Origin of the sequence: Weissella coleopterorum (assembly GCF_011304355.1) — a bacterium.
In the GTDB taxonomy this organism is placed as follows: domain Bacteria; phylum Bacillota; class Bacilli; order Lactobacillales; family Lactobacillaceae; genus Weissella; species Weissella coleopterorum.
The window spans coordinates 145,817-171,353 of sequence record NZ_CP049888.1 but is presented as its reverse complement, the minus strand read 5'-3'; the positions used below and the strand labels follow the sequence as shown (position 1 = coordinate 171,353).

Annotated in this window: 22 protein-coding genes and 2 pseudogenes; 15 read left to right on the top strand and 9 right to left on the bottom strand. The window is 35.3% G+C overall.

The window, feature by feature from the left end; all coding sequences use genetic code 11:
- The first annotated feature begins 533 nt into the window (after positions 1 to 533).
- Complete coding sequence (gene rlmH / locus G7084_RS00900; RefSeq protein ID WP_166009181.1) at positions 534 to 1,013, top strand: 23S rRNA (pseudouridine(1915)-N(3))-methyltransferase RlmH; 480 nt, start codon at positions 534 to 536, stop codon at positions 1,011 to 1,013.
- 697 nt (positions 1,014 to 1,710) lie between these two features.
- Here rlmH and G7084_RS00895 read toward each other — a convergent pair.
- A protein-coding gene (locus G7084_RS00895; RefSeq protein ID WP_166009179.1) for an IS3 family transposase occupies positions 1,711 to 2,780 on the bottom strand; the annotation gives its coding sequence in 2 pieces (ribosomal slippage) (positions 1,711 to 2,564 and positions 2,564 to 2,780; 1,071 coding nt in all).
- A 587-nt stretch (positions 2,781 to 3,367) separates the two neighbouring features.
- Positions 3,368 to 3,577 (bottom strand): hypothetical protein, encoded by a 210-nt coding sequence (locus G7084_RS00890; protein ID WP_166009177.1) that lies wholly within the window; start codon positions 3,575 to 3,577, stop codon positions 3,368 to 3,370.
- Between the two features lie 280 nt (positions 3,578 to 3,857).
- Between G7084_RS00890 and G7084_RS00885 the strand changes: the two genes are divergently transcribed.
- Positions 3,858 to 4,517: an MgtC/SapB family protein gene (locus tag G7084_RS00885; RefSeq protein WP_166009175.1), complete on the top strand. Its 660-nt coding sequence runs from the start codon at positions 3,858 to 3,860 to the stop codon at positions 4,515 to 4,517.
- Positions 4,518 to 5,200: 683 nt separating this feature from the next.
- A pseudogene (locus tag G7084_RS00880) lies at positions 5,201 to 6,330 on the top strand (aminotransferase).
- 47 nt (positions 6,331 to 6,377) lie between these two features.
- On the opposite strand, the gene G7084_RS00875 reads toward G7084_RS00880, so the two are convergent.
- From G7084_RS00875 to G7084_RS08410, 3 genes are all read right to left on the bottom strand, one after another.
- On the bottom strand, positions 6,378 to 9,992 hold the full coding sequence (locus G7084_RS00875) for a GA module-containing protein (protein ID WP_166009173.1): 3,615 nt from the start codon (positions 9,990 to 9,992) through the stop codon (positions 6,378 to 6,380).
- A gap of 261 nt (positions 9,993 to 10,253) precedes the next feature.
- Positions 10,254 to 10,772 carry an ankyrin repeat domain-containing protein gene (locus tag G7084_RS08160; RefSeq protein ID WP_281346944.1) on the bottom strand — a complete coding sequence of 173 codons (519 nt, stop codon included), beginning with the start codon at positions 10,770 to 10,772 and terminating at the stop codon, positions 10,254 to 10,256.
- 33 nt (positions 10,773 to 10,805) lie between these two features.
- Entirely contained in the window at positions 10,806 to 11,015 is a 210-nt protein-coding gene (locus G7084_RS08410; RefSeq protein WP_246163817.1) for a hypothetical protein, read from the bottom strand.
- Between the two features lie 218 nt (positions 11,016 to 11,233).
- Between G7084_RS08410 and G7084_RS00865 the strand changes: the two are divergent.
- The 5 genes and pseudogenes from G7084_RS00865 (at position 11,234) to G7084_RS00845 (ending at position 14,914) form a co-directional block, all read left to right on the top strand.
- Positions 11,234 to 12,129, top strand: a pseudogene (locus G7084_RS00865) (linear amide C-N hydrolase).
- 139 nt (positions 12,130 to 12,268) lie between these two features.
- The gene (locus tag G7084_RS00860) at positions 12,269 to 13,090 is read left to right on the top strand and encodes a GIY-YIG nuclease family protein (RefSeq protein ID WP_166009171.1); all 822 of its coding nucleotides are present in this window, start codon (positions 12,269 to 12,271) and stop codon (positions 13,088 to 13,090) included.
- A 217-nt stretch (positions 13,091 to 13,307) separates the two neighbouring features.
- Positions 13,308 to 13,643: a GNAT family N-acetyltransferase gene (locus G7084_RS00855; RefSeq protein ID WP_246163816.1), complete on the top strand. Its 336-nt coding sequence runs from the start codon at positions 13,308 to 13,310 to the stop codon at positions 13,641 to 13,643.
- Between the two features lie 47 nt (positions 13,644 to 13,690).
- Positions 13,691 to 13,858, top strand: a complete 168-nt coding sequence (locus G7084_RS00850) for a hypothetical protein (protein ID WP_166009169.1) — start codon at positions 13,691 to 13,693, stop codon at positions 13,856 to 13,858.
- 231 nt (positions 13,859 to 14,089) lie between these two features.
- Entirely contained in the window at positions 14,090 to 14,914 is an 825-nt protein-coding gene (locus G7084_RS00845; RefSeq protein WP_166009167.1) for a glycosyltransferase family 8 protein, read from the top strand.
- 63 nt (positions 14,915 to 14,977) lie between these two features.
- Here the strand turns inward: G7084_RS00845 and G7084_RS00840 are convergent, their stop codons facing one another.
- On the bottom strand, positions 14,978 to 15,616 hold the full coding sequence (locus G7084_RS00840; protein ID WP_166009165.1) for an NAD(P)H-binding protein: 639 nt from the start codon (positions 15,614 to 15,616) through the stop codon (positions 14,978 to 14,980).
- Between the two features lie 234 nt (positions 15,617 to 15,850).
- Here G7084_RS00840 and G7084_RS00835 point away from each other — a divergent pair, with 234 nt between their 5' ends.
- From G7084_RS00835 to lepB, 3 genes are all read left to right on the top strand, one after another.
- A complete protein-coding gene (locus G7084_RS00835; protein ID WP_166009163.1) occupies positions 15,851 to 16,522 on the top strand; it encodes a potassium channel family protein in 672 nt (223 codons plus the stop codon).
- A 344-nt stretch (positions 16,523 to 16,866) separates the two neighbouring features.
- A complete protein-coding gene (locus tag G7084_RS00830; RefSeq protein ID WP_166009161.1) occupies positions 16,867 to 18,216 on the top strand; it encodes an amino acid permease in 1,350 nt (449 codons plus the stop codon).
- Between the two features lie 140 nt (positions 18,217 to 18,356).
- Positions 18,357 to 18,983: a signal peptidase I gene (gene lepB / locus G7084_RS00825; protein ID WP_166009159.1), complete on the top strand. Its 627-nt coding sequence runs from the start codon at positions 18,357 to 18,359 to the stop codon at positions 18,981 to 18,983.
- Between the two features lie 57 nt (positions 18,984 to 19,040).
- On the opposite strand, the gene G7084_RS00820 is transcribed toward lepB, so the two are convergent.
- From G7084_RS00820 to rpmH, 3 genes are all read right to left on the bottom strand, one after another.
- Positions 19,041 to 19,892, bottom strand: coding sequence for a YidC/Oxa1 family membrane protein insertase (locus tag G7084_RS00820; RefSeq protein WP_166009157.1), 852 nt, complete (start codon positions 19,890 to 19,892; stop codon positions 19,041 to 19,043).
- A complete protein-coding gene (gene rnpA / locus G7084_RS00815; RefSeq protein WP_166009155.1) occupies positions 19,873 to 20,277 on the bottom strand; it encodes a ribonuclease P protein component in 405 nt (134 codons plus the stop codon). Before rnpA ends, G7084_RS00820 begins: the two co-directional genes overlap by 20 nt.
- A gap of 169 nt (positions 20,278 to 20,446) precedes the next feature.
- Positions 20,447 to 20,581 (bottom strand): 50S ribosomal protein L34, encoded by a 135-nt coding sequence (rpmH, locus tag G7084_RS00810; RefSeq protein WP_002828338.1) that lies wholly within the window; start codon positions 20,579 to 20,581, stop codon positions 20,447 to 20,449.
- 625 nt (positions 20,582 to 21,206) lie between these two features.
- On the opposite strand from rpmH, the gene dnaA reads away from it, so the two are divergent.
- The 4 genes from dnaA to recF all read left to right on the top strand — a co-directional run bounded on the left by dnaA (position 21,207) and on the right by recF (position 25,530).
- The gene (gene dnaA / locus G7084_RS00805) at positions 21,207 to 22,586 is read left to right on the top strand and encodes a chromosomal replication initiator protein DnaA (RefSeq protein ID WP_166009153.1); all 1,380 of its coding nucleotides are present in this window, start codon (positions 21,207 to 21,209) and stop codon (positions 22,584 to 22,586) included.
- A gap of 203 nt (positions 22,587 to 22,789) precedes the next feature.
- Positions 22,790 to 23,920 (top strand): DNA polymerase III subunit beta, encoded by a 1,131-nt coding sequence (gene dnaN / locus G7084_RS00800; RefSeq protein ID WP_166009151.1) that lies wholly within the window; start codon positions 22,790 to 22,792, stop codon positions 23,918 to 23,920.
- Positions 23,921 to 24,127: 207 nt separating this feature from the next.
- The gene (yaaA, locus tag G7084_RS00795) at positions 24,128 to 24,367 is read left to right on the top strand and encodes a S4 domain-containing protein YaaA (protein ID WP_166009149.1); all 240 of its coding nucleotides are present in this window, start codon (positions 24,128 to 24,130) and stop codon (positions 24,365 to 24,367) included.
- On the top strand, positions 24,367 to 25,530 hold the full coding sequence (gene recF, locus G7084_RS00790; protein WP_166009147.1) for a DNA replication/repair protein RecF: 1,164 nt from the start codon (positions 24,367 to 24,369) through the stop codon (positions 25,528 to 25,530). The genes yaaA and recF overlap by 1 nt, the downstream gene beginning before the upstream one ends.
- Positions 25,531 to 25,537 lie beyond the last annotated feature (7 nt).

Below are 25,537 nucleotides of genomic sequence, written 5' to 3'. Positions count from 1 at the left end.
TAAATCGTGTATAACTGAATTTTCACACTACTTTTAAACAAATATAAGCGTCAACAAACGCCGTGAAAATGCACTTTATAGCCCATATACTTTTATTGATTGATGTGTAAAAATAATTATTAACAAAGCATCTAATTAAAACTTAATAATCGTTAACCCTGTTAATATAATCTTTATTTATTATAATTAGATATCGCTTTCATTATTAAAAGACGATTGTTTTAAATGTTATTACAATTAATGTTCGCTTTTATTTTTACATCTATATATTAATTCACATTTTCGAAGTTAAATTTAACTTTATTAACTCCTGACAAGCCTGTAATAATGGGTCTTTAGAGAGTTTTCCACAAGGTTACTAACAACTGTGGAAAATCATAATTTAGTATCCATTTCCAAACCGTAAACCGTGCTATAATTGAAAGCAATGTAAAAAACATACAATATTTTTATGTGTAAAAGTAGGGAACAATAACACAACAATTATGTAAACTTTAAGGTTTAAGTTGATTAGGAAGAGTAAATAAAAGATTATGAATATTAAAATCATTACCGTTGGAAAATTAAAAGAGCAATATCTCAAAGACGGAATTGCTGAGTACACCAAACGGCTATCAAAATTTGCTAAATTTAGTATTATTGAGGTTCCTGATGAAAAAGCGCCCGAGCAATTATCAGATACCCAAATGCAACAAGTCATGGCCAAAGAGGGGGATCGCATTCTTAGCAAAATTAAGGATAAAGAATATGTTTTTGTCCTCGCAATCAAAGGGAAAGAACGAACTTCTGAAGCCTTAGCCCATGAAATCGACCAATTAACCATTGCTGGGCATTCTGATCTTACGTTTGTCATCGGTGGTTCTTTAGGGACTGATCCCGCGGTTAATCAAAGAGCGAATGCTTTAATTAGTTTTGGTAAATTCACCCTACCACATCAACTGATGCGTTTAGTATTAACAGAGCAGATTTATCGCGCCTTTATGATTAATATTGGTTCTCCTTACCATAAATAACTGCGTCTTTTCCTGTTTTAATGGGACTATTCAACGCCAAATCCAAATTAACTAAAGCTTCTGAACCCGCTCCAAATCTTGATTGTGGGTCTTTTTTATGTCATGATTGATTGAAATTTCAAATATTCAGATTTTTTATATATTTAGGGATCATGTACGACCTCATTTGATTGTCTCACTTTTCAAAAACGGACAAATACATTGGTACTACTACGTTTTGGCTTTATTTATATTCTTTATGATTAATTTTGATTCCTTTTTCAAATATTTATATGATTTCAAACCCGAATTACCCGTTATTTTTGGTTGTTACCCGTTCAAAATTCCGCCCAAATAAAAAAACGGGTACGATTCATCCTTGCTATACATAGCCTCTCAGACGATTCCTCGTTTTCCCGTTTATTTTCGGGTACATATACATATACATATATATATTCACACATAAAAAGAGCCTCTATTTTCATAGCGGCTCTCTTATTTTAAATAATCCGTCAGGATTAATATTTATTAGGCTCCTATGTCAATAATTCGGACATAAAAATACGAATAAATTTTGAAAAACGTTTTAATTATTTAACGTACTGGTAAAGTATGTGATTTATCTAAAAAAGTGCATCCTTTAATGTTTCCATGCCATTCTAAACAACCCGTCTATACTTATCGTTTTAAACGGGATATTAATATGATTTATTTGTAGCTACGCTACAAGGGAAATTCGATCACTGTTATACCAGCGAATATAGCTATCAATGCCAGCTATTGCTTCATTAATTGTCTTAAATTCTTGAAAATTAATGTATTCACGCTTCAAAATTGAGTGAAAGCTCTCAATTCTTGCGTTATCACCAGGTTGTCCTTTACGAGAATAAGAATGCTTAATCCCAAAACGAGTTAAAGTACTTTCAAATAAATCGCTTGTATACTGACTCCCCATATCGCTATGAATAATGCTTGGTTTAACAGACTTTACTGCGACTTGATTAATGACGTCGGTTGCTAATTCCTTAGTCATATGACTTCCAACTTTATAAGAAATAACCCGCCGGGTTACGGGATTGTACACACTAGCTAGATAAACCCAAGTATTTTTAACGGGAATATACGTAATATCTGTTAAAAGAATATTGGATTGATCAGGTAATCCTTTAATTAGATTTGGTCGTTGATCATATTCAGTATGTGTTTTAGGCTTATTAATTCGTTTAGTCATCCTAGACCTAATTTTTAAAGCGTACATCTGTTTATAAACCATACGCTGGCTAATTTTAATTTTTAACTGACGATTTAATAAAATTGTTAATCGCGGGTATCCATACATAGGATATTTTAACCATGCATCTAATACCTTTTGCTTAATGAAATTGCGACGAAGAAGGGTTTTACCAGGCTTCCAATGTATATAGCCATAATAAGTCGATCGTGGAATTCTGAGGACGTTCAAAATTTTAGTAATGCGGTGCCCAACCTGTAGATTGTCATTAATAATTTTTAAGGTAGGAATACGTCCTTTGATGATCAATTTTTCGCCATAAGCACCGCTGCTCGTTTTAAAATATCAAGTTCTTCTTTTAGTTGTTTATTTTCTTTAATCAATGCCCTTTCATTTGCTGACAATACTTTCGTATTGTTAGGATCGGCTTGATTAACCCATTTAGAAACCGTTGAAACACTAACGTTGTATTCTTTTGCTAATGAATTAGCTGAACGACCAACTTTATGCAAGCTTACGATCGATTCTTTAAAGTCATTTGAATATTTGATAACCATAATAAAAAGCTCCTTTATGATGTATTATATCGAACAATTTGTCCGTAATTCCATCATAGGAGCCCCTTGGCTGTTAGTGTCTTCGCAAAGTGGCTATCACTCTTAACGTAAGCATCGAGTGACTCTTTTTGAAACATTCTCCGTAATAAACGCATTCGCTACCCTCCTGAAATCAAAATAAAAACACACATGGATATCGATTAATAATCCTATATGTGTTTATATGATTTTCATAGCATCTGCATAAAGGCTCAGCATACATCGATTACTTTACCGTCACCCGAGTTCTCAACGCAAAATAACTTTACAATTGATTCGGATGACTACCCAAAAAATGTAAAGTTAAAAAATAAGTGCATTGATGTGCTGTATTTTTGCATGAATTTCATTTCCTTTATTTTATTAATTCCATTATTGTATTCGTAAAAGGAGACTCTGTCAAACAAATCTTATTGATTTGTTATCGTGTTCTAATTATTGGCATAATTTTTTATGATATCAATCACTAGTCAAAATACTATAAAATTTTTGGGGAATATTATTTTCGCAATATCGTTTATATTATTCAATCTACTAAAATAAAATATTTAAATAGTCATATCTGATTGTTCTTCTAAAATAACTTCCCGCATCAAGTAAATTAAATCATGCAGTTCCGCACGCTCATCCTCTTTCAAATAGGCAACGCCATACGTCAATTTGACCTTGTGGTCTAAAGGCACACTCACAATTTCATGATCATTGGGCTCGACAACGAAACTAGGAAAAATACCGATTCCTTGCTGTCCTTTAACCATATATATGAATAATTTTAAAGCTTAGGTCATGCTAATCGATTATTTTCTAAATTTATGCTATGTTGCTCGTTCAAAAATGGTTAAAAAAATCATTTATTGACTATCAAGAATTTAGCCCCTTAGATCAAAGATATCTTGGATCGTAATGCTTAATTGAAATAATTTCCCTTCGCTTTCATGTAATCTGTTGCTTCACGTGAAACATTTTTGATCTTAAAATAATGATTTAACAAAGCATCCTGATATACTTATATATATTTATTTTGAACAGGAGTATCTTATGGAACTTGATTTTATTATTAAACTATTATTAGCTGTCATTTTAGGGATCTTTATCGGTTTGGAACGCCAAACTCGTTTTAAATCAGCTGGAGTTAGAACCCACGCACTAGTTTCTTTAGGTGGGGCTCTTGTCATGATTATTTCGAAATATGGATTTATGAACATATTAAATCTCAACAATATTGCGTTAGACCCTTCCCGAATCGCGGCCCAAGTGGTTAGTGGAATTGGATTTTTAGGTGCCGGGTTAATCATCGTCAAAGGTGATAAGTTTCTGAGTGTTTCCGGTTTAACCACGGCTGCTGGTGTTTGGGTAACTTCTGGCATTGGGATGGCCGTTGGGGCTGATATGTATTCTTTAGCCATTGGTGGCACGATAATTATCATTATCATGCAATTGATCCTCTATAAATTTAAAGATTTCAACCTACATACTATCTATCATATTCGAATGACAAGTCCCATTGAAGATGCCCAGGTCAATGATTATCTCAATCAAATTCGATCAAATAAATTCAGTCCCGTCATCGATGCGATTAAACTTGAACATAATCAAATTAGCACAGAATTAACCGTAGTCTTATCAAATTCTGATGACTTAATTGACCTAAAACAATCTATGCCAACCAGTACATTTATCGAAATTAGTGGTGAATAAAATAATGATGTCCAAACGGGCATAAAACTAAATTTATTCTGATATAAGTTTTTAATAATTTTATTAATAAAAAACGTTAATTCAAATGAATTGAATTAACGTTTTTTATGTTAGTCTGGATTTTTTAACATATTAGCTTATTTCTGAAAAATACTCGACTTAATCTCAGTATTCATCGTGACATTCGTACCAAATTATAATTTATTACCCACCAACAAAGTTGGCATTGTAGTTAATTTATCTTCAGCATAATGAGCCAACTAATAACCTTTACCGTAACCTCACTTCTTCATTAAATGTATTAATTTATAATGTGAATAGGTCATTCCTCGTTTTATTTGCAGCGGGTAAACGCGCCTTATAAATAGCATTTAATTTTCGTACTAATAGTAAACATGTCACTGCTTCCACCAAATGGGCATTGCATTCAGGCAGCCGCAATCAATTTAAACGATTCTTTCATCAAAATTGGAGCCTCTAAATTTAATTGGCTAGAATTTAACATCGTTTAAGAAATATCATCTTTAAATTAATTGACATTATTTTATAGATCAAAATTAATTAGGTACGCGTTTTCTTTCCTTTAATAAAAGCATTGAAATAACCTTGCTTACTATCAATTTAATTGCTATATTTGGGGCATAGGTTTTAGATTGTACGTTCTTACGAAAGGATTGATCATTATGAAAATAAATGCATTTGGTGTGGAAGATTGGTTAAACGTTTGGGAAAAAAGTGCAACCTATGATATTGCACAGAGTACCATTTCATCGATGACAATGAATGAAATTTTAAATCTTGATGGACAAAATGGTGCAGAATTTTATTCTTTACTCAATGATCAAAAAATGAATTATGGCTGGATTGAAGGATCCCCGAATTCAAACAAGAAGTTGCTAAATTGTATCACAATGTTGATGATGAAAATATCTTACAGACCAATGGGGCTACTGGCGCTAATTTTCTCGCACTCTACGCTTTGATTGAACCTGGAGATCATGTAATTGCTGAATATCCTTCTTACCAGCAACTTTATGATATCCCAAAATCTTTGGGCGCTAAGGTTGATTTATGGAAGATCCATGAAGCAGATAACTGGTATCCATCCATTGATGAACTAAAACAATTAATCCAGCCCAATACTAAATTAATTTGTCTAAATAATGCTAATAATCCTACAGGAACGATTTTAAATCGAGAATTTTTACTTGAAGTAGTTGCATTAGCTAAATCGATCGGTGCTTATATTTTAGTAGACGAAGTTTATTTACCACTAGATGATCCTGATCAATTTGTTTCAATTGTTGATATTTATGATCGTGGTATCGCCACCAATTCTCTCTCTAAGACGTACTCAGTTCCAGGGATTCGTGTTGGATGGGTGGTTGCTAATCCTGAATTAATTGATTTGTTTAGGAAGTACCGAGACTATACCATGATTTGTTCAGGTGTTTTTAATGATTTAATGGCCGTTTATATTTTGCGCCATCGGCAACAAATTATCGCACGAAATCAAAAAATTGTGCTCAATAATCTAACGATATATAAAAATTGGATTGAGAACGAGCCTAGAGTGAGTGTCATTCTTCCAAAAGCTGTTTCAACATCCTTTCCGAAATTAGATATTCCAGATGATATTGAAGAATTTTGTATTAAATTATTAAAAACAAAGGGTGTTTTGTTGGTACCTGGAACTCGTTTTGATACACCCGGACATGTTCGCCTAGGTTATTGTACTGATGAAGCAACGCTAATCAATGGTTTGAATAAAATTTCAGAATTTATGATTGAACAATATGGTGTCAAAAATTAAATAACAAAAGGCCTATAAACATTTTCGTCTATAGGCCTATTTATTGCTTATTTATGTTTTTTTCCTAATACATAAGATAGTGAGAAGACACTAACCAATGCAATTGAAATCAATGCTCCAATTGTTAACTGGTTCTTAGCATCAGTCTGAGGTAATTTAGTTTGTTGCATAATTTTTCCTAGATCTGAGCTTGTCTCAGCGTTTCTAATTTGATTAATGTAATCCTGCTTCTGCTTATCATTTAAAGTTTTAGCAGTATTAATTTGATCAATCGCGGTTTTCTTCTCTTCCGCTAATTTATCTGCGCCAGCCTTTTGATCGGCGGCCTTGGCAGCGTCAACGATCTTGGTGATTTCATCAGCGGTTTTCGCATTATTGACTTGGTCAATATAATCCTGTTTTTGGTCCTTATCAAGATTCTTTAAGTCATTAATTTCATCAATTGCGTTTTTCTTCTCTTCTGCTAATTTATCAGCACCAGCCTTTTGATCGGCGGCCTTGGCAGCGTCAACGATCTTGGTGATTTCATCAGCGGTTTTCGCATTATTGACTTGGTCAATATAATCCTGTTTTTGGTCCTTATCAAGATTCTTTAAGTCATTAATTTCATCAATCGCGGTTTTCTTCTCTTCCGCTAACTTATCTGCGCCGGCCTTCTGGTCGGCGACCTTAGCAGCGTCAACAATCTTGGTGATTTCATCAGCGGTTTTCGCATTATTGACTTGGTCAATATAATCCTGTTTTTGGTCCTTATCAAGATTCTTTAAGTCATTGATTTGATCAATTGCGTTTTTCTTCTCTTCTGCTAATTTATCAGCACCAGCCTTTTGATCGGCGACCTTAGCAGCGTCAACGATCTTGGTGATTTCATCAGCGATTTTCGCATTATTGACTTGGTCAATATAATCCTGTTTTTGGTCCTTATCAAGATTCTTTAAATCATTAATTTGATCAATTGCATTTTTCTTCTCTTCTGCTAATTTATCAGCACCAGCCTTTTGATCAGCGGCCTTGGCTGCATCAACGATCTTGGTGATTTCATCAGTGGTTTTCGCATTATTGACTTGGTCAATATAATCCTGTTTTTGATCCTTATCAAGATTCTTTAAATCATTGATTTGATCAATTGCGTTTTTCTTCTCTTCTGCTAATTTATCAGCACCAGCCTTTTGATCGGCGACCTTAGCAGCGTCAACGATCTTGGTGATTTCATCAGCGGTTTTCGCATTATTGACTTGGTCAATATAATCCTGTTTTTGATCCTTATCAAGATTCTTTAAATCATTGATTTGATCAATTGCGGCCTGCTTTTCAGCTGCTAAATCATCTGCCGCTTGGTTTGCCGCCTGTGCTTCAGCTAAAATCTGTTCTACTTCTGCCACCGTTGTGGCGTTTTCTACTCGATCCACGTACCCTTGCTTTGTCGCATCATCCAAGTTAGCCATTCCTGTTATCTCAGTCTTCGCGGATGCTTTCGCATCATCTAGAGCTTTTTGATCAGCAGCCTTGGCGGCATCAACCACCTGATTGATTTCACCTGTGGTTTTGGCTTCATTCACTTGGTCGATATAGCCTTGTTTTGCCCCTGCATCTAAATTCTTTAAGTCATTAATTTCATCAATTGCGGCCTGCTTTTCAGCTGCTAAATCATCTGCCGCTTGATTCGCCGCCTGTGCTTCAGCTAAAATCTGTTCTACTTCTGCCACCGTTGTGGCGTTTTCTACTCGATCCACGTACCCTTGCTTTGTCGCATCATCCAAGTTAGCCATTCCTGTTATCTCAGTCTTCGCGGATGCTTTCGCATCATCTAGAGCTTTTTGATCAGCAGCCTTGGCGGCATCAACCACCTGATTGATTTCACCTGTGGTTTTGGCTTCATTCACTTGGTCGATATAGCCTTGTTTTGCCCCTGCATCTAAATTCTTTAAGTCATTAATTTCATCAATTGCGGCCTGCTTTTCAGCTGCTAAATCATCTGCCGCTTGATTCGCCGCCTGTGCTTCAGCTAAAATCTGTTCTACTTCTGCCACCGTTGTGGCGTTTTCTACTCGCTCCACGTACCCTTGCTTTGTCGCATCATCTAAGTTAGCCATTCCTGTTATCTCAGTCTTCGCGGATGCTTTCGCATCATCTAGAGCTTTTTGATCAGCGGCCTTGGCAGCGTCAACCACCTGATTGATTTCACCCGTGGTTTTGGCTTCATTCACTTGGTCGATATAGCCTTGTTTTGCCCCTGCATCTAAATTCTTTAACCCATTAATTTCATCAATTGCGGCCTGCTTTTCAGCTGCTAAATCATCTGCCGCTTGGTTTGCCGCCTGTGCTTCAGCTAAAATCTGTTCTACTTCTGCCACCGTTGTGGCGTTTTCTACTCGCTCCACGTACCCTTGCTTTGTCGCATCATCCAAATTAGCCATTCCTGTTATCTCAGTCTTCGCGGATGCTTTCGCATCATCTAGAGCTTTTTGATCAGCAGCCTTGGCAGCGTCAACCACCTGATTGATTTCACCTGTGGTTTTGGCTTCATTCACTTGGTCGATATAGCCTTGTTTTGCCCCCGCATCTAAATTCTTTAACCCATTAATTTCATCAATTGCGGCCTGCTTTTCAGCTGCTAAATCATCAACTTGTTCTTTTCCAATAAACACATTACTTGAACCAGAGCTGTTTGTAAAAAGATCTACCGTAATAAAATTCGGATTTGCCATCGTTCCAACAAATTTTTCTGAATTAATTTTACCATTATTTAAATTACCAGCTGGATTAATTGTCGTTGGCATTATTACAGTTGTCGCTCCAAATAATGAAATATCTGCAATCTGATTAAATAAATTACCACCAGCTTGCAAACCCGTCTTGGAAACTTCTAAAGCATCCGTCGCTAGTTTCTTAGGAACACCTAACAAAGTATTAACTGGTCCCGCCCCAAATCCAGTAAATTCTGTATTATTCACTGCTGTTTCCAGTTGATTAAGAGCCGTCACTAAGTTATTAGCGATAATCTCGCTACTCCCGGTTCCGATATCAGCGGATAAGTAGGTCCCATTATCATTAATTGGACTATTGTAACTTCCCTTTGTTGATCCCAAAACAGTTTCTACAGCATCTAACGCGTCATTGACGCCAGCCAAATCAATATGCAATGTTGGGTTTAAGCCTTGTAAACGATTAGCCTCAGTTACGAATGCATGAATTAAATCTAAATTCGTTTTTAACAAGACAAATTTATCTAGCGGTACCGTCACATTAGTTGTTACCTGCGCTGAACCATTTGCGACTACCTTGCCTTGTAAGTCAGTAGGTATCCCCAAAACAGCGTATTTTTGATTATCTCCTAATAATGAAACATCGACCGCACTGCCTCCGCTAATTGCAAAATTAACATTATTAGTTTGAAGTGGATCTAAACCATTTTGCGCAGTAGTTCCGCTATTATTAAGTGTCTGGATATCCGAGAATATTTCTCCATGAACGACTGATGCCGCAACTGAATGACTGATATTATTATCAACTCCAAAGATATCATTAATTGGGCCAACCCCACTAGATCCTATAATTGCTCCAACCATCAAAGAAGCCATCCAGACCTTCTTTGACTTATATAATTTTTTCCGAGTAATACGATTTGCACCTACTACTAAATTTATGCCAGACTTCTTCATAATTTATTACCTCCAAGTTAAGGACATCTATATTTTATAGATGTGAATGCTTTTAGTATTAATTAATCCAAGATTTACTTATAGTCTAACATATAATTTTAAATATTTTAATCTTTATTAAATCTAAAAATAATATATTTTTAATAAAAGTTAATCAATCAGCGCAAATATAGGTTTTTGGTTTTTAAAAATATTTCAAATAAAAAGAATGAAACTATCTATATTTGATTCTGATCTGTATTTAATTCAATTTTTATTCGTTTATTTTGCTTTAAATTCCCGTAAAATATGGACAATATCAAGATAATTGTTTTGTTCTGCATAATCTAATGCTGTCCGTCCAGAATTATCCTGAATTGTTTGATCCGCCCCATATTCTAGTAATATTCGTGTAATTTCTTGATATACCGGTCCTCCGTCGCGTAGCCCAACAGCTTCAATTAAAGCCGTATATCCAAAATTATTTTGATAATTTACGTTCTCTTGTCCATGTTCTAACAATATCTTTAAAGTTTCAATATGTCCTTTTTCTGCCGCTGGAATCAAAGCATTACCACCATACCGATTATGTTTTACCAAATCCGGTTGCGATTTTTCCAACATTTCTTGTAAAATTTCAGTTCGCCCTTCAGCCCCAGCGTACAGGTATGGACTATCTTCATTCTCATTTTGAATATTTATATCGGCACCATTATCAATTAAAACTTTGGCAATCTTAATATCATTATTATGCACCGCTAAATTTAACGGGGTATTCCGTTTTTCATCAAATTCATCAATTTGGTATGTTGGATCTTTGATAATTTGTTTTACCTATTCTAAATTATGTTGATTAACCGCTTTGATTAAAGCACCAGGGACCGCTTTAGCCATTTGATTGGCCTTTTTTTGCTCCGTTCGTAAATTATTTTCACTCGTCCTTTTTGTCTGGCGAAAGTTAGTGTCTTTGAAGTTCGATACCATAAATATTAAAAATAACCCTAAAGCGATATAAACGAGCACCCACCCAATTTTATGGTTCATCATAACCTCCTCACCATCTTTTAAACCTAACAAATTTTACATTAAAAATTAAATTTAATTAGATAAACACAGCACGTCAAAAACCATTTATTTAAATTGAAACTGATCATTAATTACACCCATCATATCAATTTATATTTAATAATTTCAATACTGCTTACAAACTTATTCATGCGTATAATAATAGTAATAATAAAAATAAATCGGAGGATTTAACGATGTGTACTAGTGTCCAAATGCATGCCCTTGATGGTACTTCGCTCTTTGCTAGAACCATGGATTGGCATCCTTTTAATCCAAAAGTTTTAACGATTCCAAAACAATATCAATGGGCTAGTACGGCAAATCCAGCTAAGATTTTAACTAACACATTTAAAATTATGGGCGTTGGTCAAGATATTCCCAACCTTCATGCCGATATTTCAGATGGGATTAATGAGTACGGTCTTGCTGTGCAAAAACTTACCTTTACCAAACCATTCCAGAACGAACCAACCATATTTCAAAATCACAAAATATCTTTAGCCCCTTTTGAAGTCGTCACTTGGCTTTTAGGTAACTGTCGCTCAGTCAATGATGTTCTTAACCACTTAGAGTCACTTCAGATTATTCCAGACCATGATAAGCAACATGCAATTTTAGGTCAAAGTTTACATTACACATTAACTGACCCTACTGGAAAATTAATTAACTTCGAACCAGTGGGAACTGAATTAAAAGTCGTTCAGAATCCAATTGGAGTTGTTACAAATTCAGCCAATCTCCAACGAGAAATCGATAAGTTAGATCAATATATGGATTTTTCTCTTCCCTCAACCCACTTAAATGCCATTGCCAGTGATAATTTTAATGGTAAACATGCAATGCCTGGCGGTTTTAATCCAACTGCACGCTTTATTCGCGCCACCATTTTAAAAGAACATGCTATTACCCCGCCAACCGTGAGGAGAACTTGATCGAAACATGGCATATCTTAAATAGTGTTACTGTTCCAAAAAGTCATGCACGTTCTGATACATATACCATTTATCGCAGTGCAGTTGATTTAACCTCCCGTCGACTTTATTTCCAAAAATATGAAGATTTATCGATTTCAATTTATGACTTTGACTAGCATGATTTACATCAAACTAATAACCATTAATCCGTTTCTGGTCCGTTCAATACAATATGTTGCTGCTTAATAAATTGTTAATTTCATTCTCAATTTTTATGATATATTAAGTTACAGAAACTAATTCAGGAGAAAAGTAATGCCAAGGCATATTTTTATTAATCGAGAATCAAATAATGATCACATATCCATCTTCTATGATGAGCCTGCATTTATTGTACTTGCGGATAAAGACGATTTACCTAAAATAAATATTTTGGAAGAATCCCATAAACCTGGTATTTATATTTTAATTGGAGAACATCAACGCTATATTGGTCAGGCCTCTGGTTCAATTTTTAGTCGCCTACAGCAACACTTTATTAATAAAAATTGGTGGCATAAAGTTATCTTCTTTGGTCGTGATGACGGTCACTTAAACAAGGCTCAATTAGATTTTTTAGAGGCCAAATTAATTAATGCTTTTTCACAGTCTAATTTTAAAGTCGATAATAATACTACTGGTAATCATAGTTATATCGACAAAATGAGCAAAATAACGGCTAACTCCCTTTTAAAATTAGTCGAAGATACACTAAGTAATGTTTCCAACATTAACTTATTTGATGATCTAAACAGCAGCGAGCATGAATTAATAGATGAATCCAGTTTGCATTCGGTAACTTTTAAATCTAAGCAATATATTAGCAAATCAGCTCGCAAGATATTATTAGACCTTGTTAAAGACATTATTGTCACTGACGATTTGTTAAGTTTAGCCCCAATCATCTCAAATTCGCTCCCCAGCACGACATATTTTATCGGCACTGAAAAGCGAATATCATCCAAAGGAACTGAACTTTCACAGGTTATTTCAGAAACTCCTTACCATCTCTATGTCACTTTCTCGACTAATGTCATTGAAAAAAAGCTTCAATTAATCGCTGATTTAACCCATCATCCCATTGAAATTAATTTCTAGCATCATTAATATTAATTTCAAAATAGCAATGCTTATTTACCTTTTAAAAAAGTATAATTAAAATATCAAAAGTTAAATTTGTTATTACTTAGATTGGGGGAATTTATATGGAAATTAAAATCATTGCACAAAATACGACCGATCCCCAATTATGGGCCACATTTCAAAGTCAAATTAACCAATTTGACTGGGGTGGTGCCAAATTTATCGCAAAAAAATGTTAGGTAACATGGCTCCCAATGAACGTATCGCAATTGCTTTAGATTCCAAAACGGTCATTGGAGTGGGAGCACTTGTGGATCAAGATATTGCTCAAATCCCACAAACCCCTTTTATCAGTACCATCTATGTGACCAAAAAATATCGAAAAAACCAACTTGGTACAGCGATCGTCTCTAAACTTGAACATACTGCCCAACAATTAGGCTATAAAGATGTTTTTATTATCTCAAGTTTAGATAATTTCTACGAAAAAATGCATTTTTCTAAGATTGATGATATTATCGATTTTATGAATCGGCCGATGAAGTTATACCAAAAATCACTACGCTAAATTAAACGGTGCAGCTAAATTAATTAAATTAAAAGGGGAACATTTTGATGATAGAACATACTGCCAAATTTTATAAAGCACGCAAAAACGATCCAAAATGGGCTGCAGAATACAAAAAATTCCGCCAAAAGCGCGTTGATACTTTCGCATCCCGTTTACTCGTCTTTTTACTAGTTTTAGATGTCATTTTAATCATAATTAGTGTTTTTAAATAATCAATTAGAAACATCGATTAAATAACCGGTGAACTGAACCCCATTAGTTTTCTCTAGCTAATGGGGTTTGTTGTAAGGTGGAACTTTTATTTTATATTTCAATCTAAAAGTTCAAAAAATAATTAATTACTTTTTAATTTTCACCATTGTTTCACATGAAACATCAGCGAAAATGATCATTTTAACCTATATTTTTTTTTAATAATTTCTTTAATATGAAGGAAAGATCCTATGTCTGAAAATATCAATCTTCTTGTCACCCTTGACGAAAATTACTTACCATATTTAAAAGTAATGTTATTTTCATTGCACCAAAATAACCTAGATCAGCATTTCGATCTGTGGCTTTTCCATGAAAAAATCGATAGTCAACAATTAACTCAGCTGTCCTTGCTAGTAGAAAGACTAGCTGTTACCTTACATGCTGTTCAAATTTCAGGCCAACTTTTTAAAAATGCACCAACCGTAGAGCGTTATCCTCGGGAAATGTATTTTCGTTTAGCTTGCGGGAATTTACTCCCTCAAAACGTCAAGCGTGTCATCTATCTGGATCCAGACATACTGGTTATCAATTCTGTTCGGCCACTCTGGGAGTTAGATTTACAAGGCAATGTTTTCGCAGCTGCTGTCCATGCCGGTTTAACTAATATTGCCAAGAGCATCAACAACATTCGGCTTCAAACTACCAAAAGTTATTTCAATTCTGGCGTTCTCTTAATTGACGTTGAACGTGCTCGTAAAATTGTTAAATTAGAAGATATTTATCAAACAATTCGTAAATATGGTGATTACTTATTGTTGCCAGATCAAGATGTGATGAATCATCTATATAGTCACGTAACCCTCGAAATTCCCGAAGAAATTTGGAATTATGATACGCGCCAATCTAATATTTACTTCACTCGCCACGTCGATACCTTTAACATGCGTTGGGTCGCACAAAATACTGTATTTTTGCATTTTTGTGGTAAACCAAAACCTTGGAGTACAAGAAATAATAGTCGTTTTGGTTTTCTTTATCTTCACTACCAACAACTACTTCAAAAATTTGAGTGAAAAATGCAACATTAAAAGGCACTGTTTGTCAGAATTTCAAACAGTGCCTTTATTAGATTTAGCTTAATACCAAGCCGGTTTATCTCCATCGGTATTCGGCTTATTAATTCCAAGTGAATCATTAATTGCTTTTTGCGGATTTTGAATTAATTCACTAATAACCACTCCCACCGTTTTTCTGGAAACCTCAGTTCCTTTAAATGGTTCATTTTTATGCGTTATTTCATAATTAACTTCATTTTGATTGGTTAACCAAGCGGGTCGAATTATCGTACTGTCTAAAGGAGCAGCTTCAATGATGGCGGCAGCTTTGGCATACGGTTGAAGATAACCATCTAAAGTTTGATTATTCCAAACACCAAAAGCACCTGGTACTTCGTCATAGATTCCTAAACTTGAAACCCAATAAATTCGCCTAATTCCTTGTTTTTGCATAGCTTGTACAATTGCTTGTGCTTGTTGAACAATATCTTTTCCCGCTAAATTAGCATAAACGATATCTACACCAACTAATGCTCTCTCAAGATCGCTAACTTTCGTTGCATCCCCTTCGATCACTTGCTCACGGTTTGGATTTTGAATCGTTAACCTACTACTATTACGTAAAAAATAAATTAATTGATAATTCGTTTTTGCTAGTAAATCTTGCTCTGCAAAGCAAGCAATTCGACCATTAGCACCTAAAATTAAGATATTTTGCATGATATTACCATCCTTTATCATATTTTTAGTACAAATTAATCATACACCTGATTAAGCATAATTTAAATCTTTGGTTCGTTTAAAACTAATTTTAATTATGTTTAAATTAAATCTATTTGAATATTATCTTTTTACCTAATTCATATACAAATTATTTCTATCGCTCTTTATAATTTGAATATTAATCAGTATAATTAGTTTAAATACATTGAAAAAGACAGGGGATACATAAAAATGGCAGAGACATATGCGGTGGTGGGACTTGGACGCTTTGGTAGTTCACTGCTTGAGTCATTGATCAATGACGGACAAGAAGTTCTAGCAATTGATAATAATACTGAAATGATTCAAAATTACATGGAACTCGCCACACATGCTGTGATAGCTGATGCCCAAGATGAAGAATCTCTTCGTGAATTAGATCTAGCATCCTTTGATCACGTCATTGTCGCCATTGGCCATAATCAACAAGCTTCAATTTTAGCTACAATTATTTTAAAGGATATTGGATGTAAGCATGTTATCGCCAAAGCCGAAAATAATTTACACGCTCGAGTTCTCGATAAAGTTGGCGCTGACGAAGTCGTCCGTCCAGAACACGAAATGGCTCAACAAGTTGCTAATCGCCTTGTTTCCCCCAACCTATTAAACTATATTTCACTAAGTGATGACTATTCAATTGGTGAAATTAAAATTACTAATTTTTCATTTATCAACCAATCCCTTGCCGATTTAGATATTCGTTCTAAATATGGTTTGAACGTCATCGCTGTTAAAGCCCATGAATTATTCCTTGTCTCCCCTGATGCTGATTATGTCTTAAATATTGGGGACGTACTGACGGTGATTGGTACAAGTGCCGATGTGCAAAAATTTGATCGCCTTGTTTCTGGGATCAAAAAATAATCTCGAATTTTTAACTTTTTAACATCAAACTTAGCTTGCCGCTGTTAAAGGTGCTCGTTATAATAACTTAATTAATATCAATTCTATTGAGAAATTAGTCAGCAGATCAACGTATTGTTCAAGCGAGCTTGTGATTGGTGAAAACAAGTACATGCAGATCTACTTGGAAACTAATGGAGTAAATTGACCAATTAAATTAATTAAGTTGCTTAAACCATACTAAATGGTTTAAGAAATAGGGTGGAACCGCGTTTTTAGATCATTTCAATAACGTCCCTATGTCAAAATTATTTTTGACAAGGGGCTTTTTTTATTACCCTTTGTTTCATCTCAAAGGAGCAAATATGTCTAAACAACGTGAACTAAGCCGAGCATTATCTGCTCGGCACGTCCAAATGATCGCCTTAGGTGGTTCAATTGGAACCGGTCTGTTTCTAGGATCGGGAAGTGCAATTCATACCACCGGACCAGCACTAATTTTAGCTTATTTAATTACTGGTATTTTTGGATTCCTAATGATGCGTGCCGTTGGTGAGTTACTTTTATCAAATCTAAAAATTCGTTCTTTCATCGATTTTGCCAAAATATATCTAGGTACAAAATGGGAATTTGCGATTGGATGGTCCTATTGGTTAGCTTGGGCCAGTCTTGCAATGGCAGACTTAACGGCAACTGGAATTTATATTCGTTTTTGGATTCCCAGTCTGCCTCAATGGATAACTCCACTAATCATCGTACTCATTTTAGTTGCACTGAATTTAACAACCGTGAAATTATTTGGTGAAATGGAAGCCTTATTTGCATCAATCAAGATCATCGCCATTTTGGCATTAATTGCAAGTGGATTAGTCATGATTATTACTGGTTTCCATCAGGGTAATAATACTGCTTCATTTCAAAACTTATTCAATCATGGAGGCTTTTTCCCAACCGGTATCAGAGGTTTTCTTCTAGCTTTTCCGATGGTTATTTTTTCATTTACCGGAATTGAAATGATTGGTTTAACGGCTGGTGAAACAAAAAATCCAAGGCTTGATATTCCACGGGCCATCAATGCCGTCCCCATTCGGATTGCACTATTCTATATTGGTGCTATCACAATCATCATGTCCATTTTCCCTTGGAATCAAATTAAGCCCAATCAATCGCCATTTGTGCAAATTTTTACTGGACTAGGTATTAATTTTGCAGCTGGAATTATTAACTTTGTGGTTTTCACCGCGGCGCTTTCTGCGGCTAATTCTGCAATTTTTTCTACTTCACGGACGCTCTACGTTTTGGCCAAAAATAGATTAGCCCCCCATTCCCTAGCACATTTATCAAAAAATAACGTTCCAATTACTGGTATGCTTGCCTCTGCCATTGTTTTTTTAATTGTCGTCTTATTAAACTATTTTTTCCCAAGTCAGGCGTTTGACCTCATTACTGGTGTGGCAAATACCTCGTTTATCTTTGTCTGGCTCTTAATTTTAATCACTCATCTTAAGTATCGGCAGCAAAATGACCAATTAGGAGCATTTCAGATGCCCTGGTTCCCCTATACAAACTACCTAACAATTATTTTTTACCTCTTTATCCTAGTCATTCTCCTGATTAATCCCAGCACTCGCCTCTCGGTAGTACTAACAATCATATTCTTTATGCTGATGATCCATGGTTATCCTTATGTTCATCGATTTAAAGTTAATTATTAAATCTCCTAAATTTATGGGTTCCCTCGACCATGTTTATTAATTAATTTATAATATTTATCAATCAATCGTAGCATTAACCCGATGAAGTTTATAAATTGTGCTACAATATCAAAAAACAGTTAAGAAACGGGGAGTTGTTCATGAAAACTTTTAAATCGATTATGTCATCATGGGTCTTACCAATTTTAATCGGTTTGGCATTAGCGTTAATTATCCGGCAATTCTGGTTTACAATTGTCCGTGTTGATGGAACTTCAATGGAACCTAATTTAACTAATAATGAGCGCGTTTTAGTTTTGCGTTCATCCGAAATTAAACGGGGAAGTGTCGTTGTCTTTAATGCCCAAGGAATTGATCCAAACGTCCAAGTTAAACGCGAATATGTTAAACGAGTAATTGGATTGCCTGGTGATAAGGTTGCTTCTAAAGATGGTGAAATCTATGTTAATAATAAAAAAGTTGATCAAAATTATCTGCCCCAATCTGAAAAAGTAGCAACTAATAATGTCAACAATGTTGGAAATTGGGATAACTTATCTGAACTAGGACAACACATGAATTGGAATAAAGACAGCCAAACGATCACCGTTCCAAAGGGTAAGTATTTTGTCTTAGGAGATCATCGAACGGTTTCAAATGATTCTCGTTACTGGGGATTTGTTCCAAAGGATAAAATGTTTGGGGTAGTTAAGGTTGGTTTCTGGACCAAAACTGCACCAAAAGATGCTATCAATCAGCAATACATTAATTTTTTTGCAACAAAATAAACAATAAAAAACACCACTCTGGGGTATGCCCACAGTGGTGTTTTTTAAGTGTTATTATTATTTATGTTTCTTTGAACGCTTCGCCTTATTAATAGCTCGTTCTCGATCCTTAAGCGCTTGTTTTTTCGCTTCCCGCTCCCGTCGAATCTTGAATGGATTTTGAATTGTCCAAGTTTGTGCAACTTGGAATGCATTTGAAACTACCCAGTAAAGCGACAAAGCTGATGGCACGTTAATCGCGAATAAGAAAATCATTACTGGCATCGCATACGTCATCGTTGACGTCATTGAATTTTTCTCAGGCTGTCCAATCATTACTAAATATGATGACATAAAAGTAAAGACGGCTGCTAACAATGGAATAATATAAGTTGGATCATGTTGTCCTAATTGGAACCACAAAAATGTCCCAGTCTGTAGTTCCTTTGTATTGAAAATCGCTTGATACAAAGCAATTAGAATGGGCATTTGAACAATTAACGGAATTAAAGACGTAAATGGACTCACGCCTGCTTCCTTATACAGAGCTGAAGTTTCAGCTTGCATCTGTTGCATTTGTTCTGTATCTTTTTTATTCGGATATTTCTCTTGTAATTTTTTCAATGCTGGTGCAATTTCTTGCATTTTTACCATTGAACTCGTCTGATGCACCATCAATGGCAAGATTAAAATCCGAATCAAAAGTGTAAAGACGATAATTCCAAGGCCATAACTATTGCCAAACCAACCTGAAACACCCATGATTGATCGAGCAAAGTTACCAATAATCGTTCCCTTCCAAAAACCATGCCCAATTGCAGGCCCCTGATACATCATCGCAGCAATAACCATAATTACCAAGGCAATTAGAGCAGCTAACACTGATTTCTTATAATCCATAAAAAACGATTTAATCTTCGACAATTTCATCATGTTCTCCATTATTAAGTTTTATTTTGGTGTCATTAAAGTTCTCAGGTAATAGATCCGCTAATTTTAATACATGAATTAAATTTTCTTTAATTACATTCATGGGTTGATCATGTGCCGCTGGGCGAGCAATTACTAAGATATCAACGTTTGTCTTCAAAAATGGTTTTAACTCCAAAACACTCTGTCGAATCCTTCTTTTTACCCAAACTCGTTCATGTCCACGTAACCCAACTTTTTTTGAAATCGAAATTCCTAATCTTAAATGGTTTTGTTCCGGCTTTTCCATCGTGTAAACAATAAACATTTTATTAGCTACTGAATTATGTTGCTCAAAGACCGCTTGAAAGTCTTTTTCTGTTTTAACGCGAAAACTCTTGCGCATGCTTTTCTCCTTAATGCAAAATTAACTCTTTTTACTGGATCAATGCTTATTTAATCCAAAAATAATGAGCGATCTTCTTAAGAAAATAAAAAACACGGATGACTCCAGCCAAATAGCCGGAATCACCCGTGTTGGTTATTATCAGTTTCCTAATAAAGGCGCTGCCGAATTAGGCTGACAATACCTTGCGGCCCTTTTGGCGGCGACGTGCAAGCACTTTGCGCCCGTTACTTGTGCTCATGCGCTTGCGGAAGCCGTGCACGCGTTCGCGGTGACGCTTCTTTGGTTGATATGTGCGCTTCATGTGATTACACCTCCCATTCGTAGTTAGATTTTTTCTGTTTTTCAATATCAAAAACAATTCAAGAATTATAATACCATTTCTACAATATTAAGGCAAGCGTAAACCAGTCAAGCACTTTAATTTAAATAAATAAATAAAATCAAGTTATCCAAAACATAACTCTCCGTTATGTTTATAAAAAATTGAATATCCCAGAGTGTTAGGGAGTTTTCCACAAAATCCACAGGTTTTCCACAGTATCAACAGGGTGTTAAAAGAATAAATTACAACCCCTGTGGAAATGTGGAAAACTCTGTTGATAACCTGTCATATCCGCATATCTTTTACACAAACGGCTCTGTATAACACTTTATTTTTCCACTTTTTTCACATCTCATCTAATTTTGTGGGTAATTTTTTAAACAACCCTGTGTATTCTTGGATAACTTTTTCAACAAACTGTTAATATCTCAATATGTTATTTTATTATCCGTATTTTTAATTTTGATTGCTTTTAACCTGTGGAAAACCATGCTAAATCCTGCTACAATAACAGATGTTTTGAAAGATAACATTGTTATTTTTCCACATTTTTTATTTTTAAATATAAATTATAGAAATTTATTCTATTAAGGAGGAGCACCCGATGGACCATATTCAACTCTGGGATGCGATTAAAACTGAACTACGAAAAACTATCGGCCCGGGGATGTCTTTTGATAATTTTGTTGAAGGTCTAACTCCAATTCAATTGATTCAAACTCCCAACAATTCCGACCAGCTCTACCTCTCAACGGCGCATAAAAATGTCGCAAATGAATGGCAGCCAAACGGTCAGTACTATAACCAATTTCTCAGTGCTTCAATCCAAGTCACCGTTAACTTACTCGGTAATCCAACTTTGATTTTGCCCGTAGTTAGTCTCATTGAAATTCCGGTTGAAAAACCAGCTACTGTTGAACAACTTGATCTCAATCTAACTGATAAAAAAGTTAACGGCGCAACTGAATCGCGATTAAATCCCAAGTATCGTTTTGACAGTTTTATCGCTTCTACTCCCAATCGTGAAGCCAAGTCCGTGGCTGAAGCGGTGGCTGAGCATCCTGGTCAAGAATGGAATCCGCTTCTATTATATGGAAACTCTGGTTTAGGTAAGACCCACTTAATGCAAGCCATTGGAAATGATCTAATCAAGCGAAATCCTAAAGCTAGCGTTAAATTCATTACCACTGATGATTTCATGAATGATTGGACAGATGCCCTTCGTTTTAATAAGACAAACGAATTTAAAAAAGAATACCGAAACGTGGACCTATTACTAGTTGATGACATTCAATTATTAGCGGATAAAGAAAACGTTCAGGAAGAGTTTTTCAATACTTTTAATGCCATTACACGCGATGGACATCAGATTGTATTGACTTCAGATAAGCTTCCAAAAGATATTAAAGGAATTGAAGATCGCCTAGTTTCTCGCTTTGCAATGGGTTACTCAGCCAATTTAACGCAACCTGATCCCGAAACAAAAATTGCAATTCTTAAAAATAAAGCTGAAGAATCCAATATAGAAATTTCATACGATGTCCTTTCAGAAATCGCTAATGCAGTTAATACTAATGTCCGTGATTTGGAAGGCGTTTTCAAAAAAGTTGTTGCTAAGATTAAAATTAGTAATGCTAAAGTCACTGTTGACGCGATTCGCGAGATTTTAAAAGACCTTAATTTTGAACGTTCAAACGTAATTACAATCCCGTTAATTCAAGAAACGGTTTCACAGTATTTTGATTTAAATATTAGTGATTTAACTGGTAAAAGTCGGGTTAAAGAAATTGTCATTCCTCGCCAGATTGCTATGTATCTTTCACGAGAAATTACACAAGAATCCTTACCTGCAATTGGTCGTGCTTTTGGTGGGAAAGATCATACGACCGTGATGCATTCAACCAATAAAATTGAAGAAACAATGTTGGATGATGCTAAACTAGAACAACAGGTCCAAGAAATTAGAGCATTAGTTCAACATTAGCTTGTGGAAAACTAAAAAGTTATTAAACAGTTATCAACATGATTATGAACATACCAAAACTATTGGGCCTCTTTTAGTTGATATGCTTTTCCACAGTTTCCACAGGGCCTACTACTACTACTACTTTCTATTTATATTAATTAGTCATTAAACAGCGTTTCGCCCACCCTACATTAATTTCACACTAAGGAGTTTTTTACGTTATGCAATTCTCAATTAATCGCCAAATTTTAATTAAAGCACTAAATAATGTAAATCGGGCTATTTCAGCTAGAACTGCGATGCCCATTCTCGCTAACATTAAGTTAGTCCTAACAGAAGACGGCTTAACTTTGACCGGATCAGATACCGATATTTCCATTGAGACCACAATTCCGACCAATGATGATCAAGCTCAATTAAAAGTAGATTCAATTGGAGGTATCACTTTACCCGCCACTTTTTTCACAAACATTGTGAAACGGATGCCTGGTGAAGAGATTAAGTTAGCAAATATTGATGGTTTTCAAGCTAAAATCAGTTCTGGTTCAGCGGAATATGATATTCATGGACAAGATGTGAATAGTTATCCGCATCTACCTGAAGTTGATATTAAAAATCAATTAATGTTACCAGCTGAGACATTAATTGAAGTGATACGCCAAACAGTTATTGCAGTTTCAAAACAATTAAGTCAACCAATTTTAACTGGAGTCCATTTTATTTTAGGTGGGGGTAATTTAACGGCGGTAGCGACTGATCGTCATCGTTTGGCGCAAAGAACCATTCCATTTGCAAATGAAGAAGTCAGCGCTGATATTATTATTCCAGGGCCATCGCTATTACAGTTGCAAGGAATGTTAGAAGAAGTTGAAACAGTTGAAATTCGGGTGGCAGCAAACCAAGTGATTTTTCAATTGGGACCCAATACATTATTTTACTCACGGTTGTTGGAAGGTAATTATCCAGATGCTTCACGCTTAATCCCAACGGAAAAGAAAACAACTTTGACGATTAATGCGCGGGAACTGTTACAAACCATTGATCGAGCCGCGTTGCTTTCGCATGAGGGGCGATCAAATGTTATCCAATTTGATATATCTGGTGAACATTCAATTATTTCATCGAATTCGCCAGAAGTTGGAAAAATTGAAGAAGAGATTTTTGCTGCTGAAACGGCTGGTGACGATTTGACGATTTCATTTAATCCGGATTATATGCGCGATGCTTTAAAGTCATTTGGGGATGAAGAAATTCAAATTGGCTTTAAAACAGCCCTTGATCCATTTACACTCGTTCCGACCAATAATGCTACAAATTTCATACAATTAATTACGCCGGTTCGGACATATTAATTGATTTACCTGTCGAAATAAAAAATAAAAAAGAGCCTAAATGAGCGTAAAATGCTTATTTTGGCTCTTTTTGTCAAAATAGCTTAAAAGTCCTTAGCGGTCTAATTAAAGCCAAATAGATAAAAAAATGGTATAATCAAGAGTAACTAATTTTGTAAATAAAAAATATTATTATCGTATTATCCCCGTGATAGAAAGGACTTGGATTTGGCAAAAGAATTGTCCATCACAACCCCCTATATAACTTTAGGGCAGTTGTTAAAAGAAACGAGTACCATCGCTACTGGCGGTCAAGCAAAATGGTATCTACGTGAGAATGAAGTATTAGTAAACCAAGAAATTGATATGCGCCGTGGTCGAAAATTATACCCAGGAGATGTTGTTGCATTACCAGATGGTGATCGTTACGTGATCAATGGTGAAGGGGCAACTCCTAAGTTTGAATAATGCGATTATTATCCTTAGAGCTTGATAATTTTCGGAATTATCAAAATTTAGCAGTTGAATTTTCACCGGGAGTCAATGTCTTTTTGGGCGAAAATGCCCAAGGAAAAACCAATTTGTTAGAAGCAATTTATGTTTTAGCTTTGGCCCGTTCTCATCGAGCGCATAGCGATAAAGAGTTAATTGGCTGGACGCAAAAAACAGCAGAAATAAAAGGGATTGTGGAACGACGGACGGGTAAGACCCCCCTTTCACTTGCTTTTAACCCAAAGGGCAAAAAAGCCCGGATGAATCATTTAGATCAAGCAAAATTAGCTAATTACATCGGACAAATGAATGTGATTTTATTTGCACCAGAAGATTTGAATCTGGTGAAGGGAAGCCCGCAAATTAGACGGCAATTTATTGATCGTGAATTTAGTCAAATGAGCCCCAAATACCTCTATATTGCCAATCAATATCGAGCAATTCTAAAACAAAGAAATCAATATTTAAAACAATTAAGTCATCATGAAAATACGGATGAATTGTTTTTAGATGTTTTAACTGAACAGTTGATTACTTATGGGAGTGAGCTGATTGAACGGCGCTTGAAATTAATTCAACAACTTGATGCTGCAGCTGCTCCGATTCAAGCAGCAATTACAAAAGATCAAGAACATTTGAAAATTGAGTATGTTTCTCAATTAAGTGAGAAAGATCTAAGCGATATCAAAATGATTCAAAGCAGTTTAAAACAGCATTTTGATAGACTAAAAAAACGTGAAATTCAAATGGGAACGACTCTGTTGGGACCACACCGCGATGATTTAAAGTTTATGGTAAATGATCATGATGTCGCTACTTTTGGTTCGCAAGGTCAACAACGTACAACCGCTTTGGCTGTAAAGTTAGCTGAAATTGATTTAATGAAGGCTGAGACTGGAGAAGAACCGATTCTATTACTAGATGATGTTTTATCCGAACTTGATTCAACGCGACAAACGCATTTGTTGACGGCGATGCAAGATCGAGTGCAGACTTTTATAACTACCCCGTCTTTAAATGATATTACACAACAATTAATCCAAACGCCTCGCATCTTTAAGGTGGCGCATGGGACACTAACATTACAAGCAGAAATGAAAACTGATGACATACCTAATTTTGAAAAAGCATCAAATTAGATTGAAG

Excerpts from the sequence above, each read along its gene's own strand:
- G7084_RS00860 (WP_166009171.1), top strand. The coding sequence starts at position 12,269 with ATGCCAAGGCATATTTTTATTAATCGAGAATCAAATAATGATCACATA.
- recF (WP_166009147.1), top strand. The coding sequence starts at position 24,367 with ATGCGATTATTATCCTTAGAGCTTGATAATTTTCGGAATTATCAAAAT.
- G7084_RS00885 (WP_166009175.1), top strand. The coding sequence starts at position 3,858 with ATGGAACTTGATTTTATTATTAAACTATTATTAGCTGTCATTTTAGGG.
- G7084_RS00845 (WP_166009167.1), top strand. The coding sequence starts at position 14,090 with ATGTCTGAAAATATCAATCTTCTTGTCACCCTTGACGAAAATTACTTA.
- G7084_RS00890 (WP_166009177.1), bottom strand. The coding sequence starts at position 3,577 with ATGGTTAAAGGACAGCAAGGAATCGGTATTTTTCCTAGTTTCGTTGTC.
- rnpA (WP_166009155.1), bottom strand. The coding sequence starts at position 20,277 with ATGCGCAAGAGTTTTCGCGTTAAAACAGAAAAAGACTTTCAAGCGGTC.
- G7084_RS00850 (WP_166009169.1), top strand. The coding sequence starts at position 13,691 with ATGATAGAACATACTGCCAAATTTTATAAAGCACGCAAAAACGATCCA.
- G7084_RS00875 (WP_166009173.1), bottom strand. The coding sequence starts at position 9,992 with ATGAAGAAGTCTGGCATAAATTTAGTAGTAGGTGCAAATCGTATTACT.
- G7084_RS08410 (WP_246163817.1), bottom strand. The coding sequence starts at position 11,015 with ATGAACCATAAAATTGGGTGGGTGCTCGTTTATATCGCTTTAGGGTTA.
- dnaN (WP_166009151.1), top strand. The coding sequence starts at position 22,790 with ATGCAATTCTCAATTAATCGCCAAATTTTAATTAAAGCACTAAATAAT.
- G7084_RS00835 (WP_166009163.1), top strand. The coding sequence starts at position 15,851 with ATGGCAGAGACATATGCGGTGGTGGGACTTGGACGCTTTGGTAGTTCA.
- G7084_RS00840 (WP_166009165.1), bottom strand. The coding sequence starts at position 15,616 with ATGCAAAATATCTTAATTTTAGGTGCTAATGGTCGAATTGCTTGCTTT.
- G7084_RS00855 (WP_246163816.1), top strand. The coding sequence starts at position 13,308 with ATGTTAGGTAACATGGCTCCCAATGAACGTATCGCAATTGCTTTAGAT.
- dnaA (WP_166009153.1), top strand. The coding sequence starts at position 21,207 with ATGGACCATATTCAACTCTGGGATGCGATTAAAACTGAACTACGAAAA.
- rpmH (WP_002828338.1), bottom strand. The coding sequence starts at position 20,581 with ATGAAGCGCACATATCAACCAAAGAAGCGTCACCGCGAACGCGTGCAC.
- G7084_RS00820 (WP_166009157.1), bottom strand. The coding sequence starts at position 19,892 with ATGAAATTGTCGAAGATTAAATCGTTTTTTATGGATTATAAGAAATCA.
- G7084_RS00830 (WP_166009161.1), top strand. The coding sequence starts at position 16,867 with ATGTCTAAACAACGTGAACTAAGCCGAGCATTATCTGCTCGGCACGTC.
- lepB (WP_166009159.1), top strand. The coding sequence starts at position 18,357 with ATGAAAACTTTTAAATCGATTATGTCATCATGGGTCTTACCAATTTTA.
- rlmH (WP_166009181.1), top strand. The coding sequence starts at position 534 with ATGAATATTAAAATCATTACCGTTGGAAAATTAAAAGAGCAATATCTC.